The sequence below is a fragment of the Alkalibacterium iburiense genome, from assembly GCF_039521845.1.
Lineage (GTDB): Bacteria > Bacillota > Bacilli > Lactobacillales > Carnobacteriaceae_A > Alkalibacterium > Alkalibacterium iburiense.
Genome location: NZ_BAAACW010000166.1, coordinates 1 through 4,038 on the forward strand (window position 1 = coordinate 1; position 4,038 = coordinate 4,038).

At 40.5% G+C, this 4,038-nt stretch carries 4 protein-coding genes; all 4 read left to right on the forward strand.

Going from position 1 to position 4,038, the window contains the following annotated elements:
• The first annotated feature begins 526 nt into the window (after positions 1-526).
• Positions 527-1,372, forward strand: coding sequence for a 4-(cytidine 5'-diphospho)-2-C-methyl-D-erythritol kinase (gene ispE, locus ABDZ53_RS12450; protein ID WP_343756998.1), 846 nt, complete (start codon positions 527-529; stop codon positions 1,370-1,372).
• Positions 1,373-1,454: 82 nt separating this feature from the next.
• Positions 1,455-2,432 carry a metal ABC transporter solute-binding protein, Zn/Mn family gene (locus tag ABDZ53_RS12455; protein WP_343757000.1) on the forward strand — a complete coding sequence of 326 codons (978 nt, stop codon included), beginning with the start codon at positions 1,455-1,457 and terminating at the stop codon, positions 2,430-2,432.
• 55 nt (positions 2,433-2,487) lie between these two features.
• Positions 2,488-3,195, forward strand: a complete 708-nt coding sequence (locus ABDZ53_RS12460) for a metal ABC transporter ATP-binding protein (RefSeq protein WP_343757002.1) — start codon at positions 2,488-2,490, stop codon at positions 3,193-3,195.
• Positions 3,141-3,941: a metal ABC transporter permease gene (locus ABDZ53_RS12465; RefSeq protein WP_343757004.1), complete on the forward strand. Its 801-nt coding sequence runs from the start codon at positions 3,141-3,143 to the stop codon at positions 3,939-3,941. The genes ABDZ53_RS12460 and ABDZ53_RS12465 overlap by 55 nt, the downstream gene beginning before the upstream one ends.
• The last annotated feature ends 97 nt before the right edge of the window (positions 3,942-4,038 follow it).

The window sequence follows — 4,038 nt, forward strand, 5'->3', positions numbered from 1 at the left end:
TAGGAATAACCCGGGGAGGTCTCATTATCTATTCCAAACCCTTTCAGAGATGGAAGACTGGATAATGAGAAGTCAGCCAATATTTTTGTGACGAGTAACCGCAGGAACAGAGGTCATAGTAGTACCTAATGGTACGAAGGACCGAACCTAAGGGAGTAGCTGAGCCCTCTCTTAGTCTTTCGCACGTTGAAGCAGACCATCTCAAATAGAGACTAGCTAGATAACGAGAAAAGCTGGAAGCTATGGGATTATCTAGCAGAGCTGAGTGTCGAAGGTTAAGACGAGGAAATAGTAGGGAATGCCGATTGACTCGAGACAACTAAATTGAGCAATCGTTTGACTTTAGGAAACGCCATATACGTGAACCGTATGTACGGTGTTGTGAGAGGACACCCAGCCAATTAATGGCTGGGAATCCTACTCGATCGTCTATTATCCATTTTGTTCCTATCCCGTAGCTATCTTTTTTAAAAAGCTGTCATCTGCATTACTATAGATGTATAAGTTGAGTAAAGGAGGGATGGCTATGCAGGAAAATGAAAAAGCACCCGCTAAAATTAATTTGTGTCTGAATGTAGTAGGAAAAAGAGAAGACGGGTATCATGATATGGAAATGGTAATGACTCCAATTGATTTAGCTGATCGTTTGTCTTTCTCATTAGAGGATGAAGGGATTTCCATTGACTCTAATAGTTCCTCTATGCCTTTGAATGAAAAAAATATTGTATACAAAACCGCACAATTAGTTAAAAACACGTATAATGTCAAAAGTGGTGTGTCCATTTATGTAGAAAAAGTGATTCCCATTGCTGCCGGTCTTGGTGGTGGGAGTGCGGATGCAGCCGCTACGTTGAGAGCTCTGAACCGATTGTGGGGATTAGATCGTTCGTTAGAAGAATTGGCAGACTTAGGGGAGAAAATCGGAGCGGATGTTCCTTTTTGCGTCTACGGTCAAACTGCTTTTGTGACAGGGAAAGGCGAAAATGTCAAACCGATTGCCCCTTTTCCCCCTTGTTGGGTGATTGTCGTTAAGCCACCCAAAGGGATTTCTAGTTGGACCGTCTTTAAAGATTTGAAAGTGAAAGACCTTCCTTATTACCCCATTGAGAAAATGGTCCACTCTATAAATAATGGCGAGTATAAAGAAAGTGTAGCTTGCGCAGGCAACGCATTAGAAGGACAGGCAAAAAAACAAAACCCTTCTATAGAAGTTATAAAGAACAAAATGCTGACATTTGGAGCAGATACGGCTCTGATGAGTGGCACGGGTCCGACTGTTTTTGGCTTGACGAAAAGTTACTCAAAAGCCAAGCGAATGATGAATGGTTTGAAAGGCTTCTGTAAAGAAGTTTATTTAATACGCAATCTCTAAAAAATAGCTTGACTTTAAATAGGTGTAAGTGATATTCTGTAAATCGGAACTGTTACGATTTACTTATTTGGAGGATCTTTGTATGTATAAAAAATATTTCTTACCCCTATTCTTACTTATGTTATTGACCGCTTGTTCAGAAACAAGCGTAGAGCCAGAAGAAGCGATACAAGATGTGTCTAATGAAGAATCCCTTTCTGTCATCGCCACTTTCTATCCTGTTTATGAGATGACTCAACAAGTCGCTGGAGAGCGGTTGGATGTTCACCAATTGATTTCTGGTGGAACAGACGCTCATCATTTTGAGCCAAGTGCCAGAGATGTGGCCATGATTAATGATTCTGATTTATTTATATACAGCAGCGAAGAAATGGAAACATGGGTACCTAGTTTATTAGCTTCTTTAGATAATTCAGATTTACCCATAGTCAAAACGGCAGAAAACATTGAGCTCATGGAAGCAGAGGGTCATGATGAGCACGACCACCATGACCATGACGATCACGGTCATGAAGAGGATGATCACGATCATAGCCACAGCGTGGATCCTCATATCTGGCTGGACCCCGTATTAGCTCAAGAACAAGTGGATACCATTAAAGAGGCATTAATAGAGATAGACCCTGATGGAGCAGACTATTATACTGAAAGAGCAGCAGAATTTAATCAAGAGCTCCAAATCCTGCATGAAGATTATGAAACAGCCTTTGCAGAAGCCGACAACCGTGTTTTTTTTACTCAACATGAATCATTCGGTTATCTAGCTGAACGCTATGACCTTACGCAAATTTCTGTAGGAGGATTATCGACAGAAGTTGAACCTAGTCCATCACGAATAGCGGAAATTAATCAGTTAGTAGAAGAGTATGATGTGCCTGTTATTTATTATCAGGATGGTGCCAGTTCGTCTATTGCAGAAACCATTGCTAATGAAACGGGTACGGAAGTTGCCGTTCTGTATGACCTGGAAACATTATCTTCAGAAATGATAGATGAAGGACTTGACTATTTAAGTGCAATGAGAGAAAATTTAGAGACTTTGAAAAAAAGTATTCGTTAATTTAAGAAGGAATCGCTTAGAGTGACGGGTTGATGCTTAGAAAGCAGGGATCGGATTGCAATATATTGAAGTTAATAATTTGAGCTTCCATTTTGAAGATGAGCCGGTACTGGAAAACATCTCATTCCAGGTTAATGCCGGCGATTTTGCTATGCTTACTGGAGAAAATGGAGCAGCAAAAACCACACTATTAAGAAACATATTGGGGTTGCTCAAGCCGACTAAAGGGTCTGTCACTTTATCGGATAAAAATCGCTATGGTGAGAAACTTGTAGTAGGGTATATCCCACAACAAGTCGCTTCCTTTAACGAAGGGTTTCCCAGCACAGTATTGGAACTAGTCAAATCAGGACGCTACCCGCGAGGGAAATGGTTTAAAAAGTTAAGCGAAGAAGATATGGTCCATGTTAAAAAATCACTTCTCTCTGTAGGCATGTGGGAGATGCGCCATAAAAAAATTGGCGAATTATCTGGTGGTCAAAAACAGCGCATTTCCATTGCCCGCGTCTTTGCTACAGACCCTGATTTGTTTATCTTGGATGAACCGACCACCGGAATGGATGTCCAATCCAGAGAAGAGTTTTATAAATTACTCAAGCATAACAGCGAGGTACACAAAAAAGGCATTTTAATGGTCACTCATGATCATGAAGAAATCAGACAATTTGCTGATAAGCATATTGAGCTAGTGAGGAAGGAGGGGTCGCCTTGGAGATGTTTCTCTATGGATTCATGCAAAGAGCTTTCCAAGCCTCATTCTTAATCTCTCTAGTTGCGCCCATACTCGGATTATTTTTAATCCTGCGCAGACAGTCACTGATGGCGGATACCCTTTCTCATGTCTCCTTGGCCGGTGTGGCTTTAGGTTTACTGATTGGGACAGATCCGACATGGACAAATATTAGTGTCGTTATTCTCGTAGCCATTGTACTGGAATATTTAAGAAGGGTGTACCGGACTTACTCAGAAATTTCCATAGCTATGCTGATGTCAGGCGGAATGGCCGTAGCACTTGTTTTAATGGGCTTGAATGATAGTGGAGCAACGGTCAGTATTCAGCAGTTTTTATTTGGGTCCATTGTTACCATATCCCAAGAACAAGTATGGATGTTATTGTTTCTCACGCTTCTTATCATTGGCCTTTACATTATATTTAAAAGACCTATGTACATTTTAACCTTTGATGAAGAAACAGCCTTTACATCCGGTCTTCCTGTTCAATTCATGTCTATTTTATTTAATGTGTTGACAGGAATTACCATTGCTCTAGTGATGCCGATTGTGGGAGCACTTCTTGTCTCAGCCATACTCGTCTTGCCGGCGGCTATATCTATTCGCTTAAGCAAAAGTTTTAATGGAGTCATCGTCATCGGTATTCTTGTCTCACTATTTGGCATGTTTACTGGTTTAATCGGATCGTATTACCTAGGTACGCCTCCTGGTGCAACCATAACGCTAATTTTTATCCTGGTGTTTGCTTTAACGGGATTAGTTAGAAAAATAAAATAATATGTAGATTGAGTCTTCAAATGTTGAAATGCCATTTGAAGACTTTTTATATTTTTTTTCACTAGTGTTGCATTAAAAATTTAACTATTCCATGGCA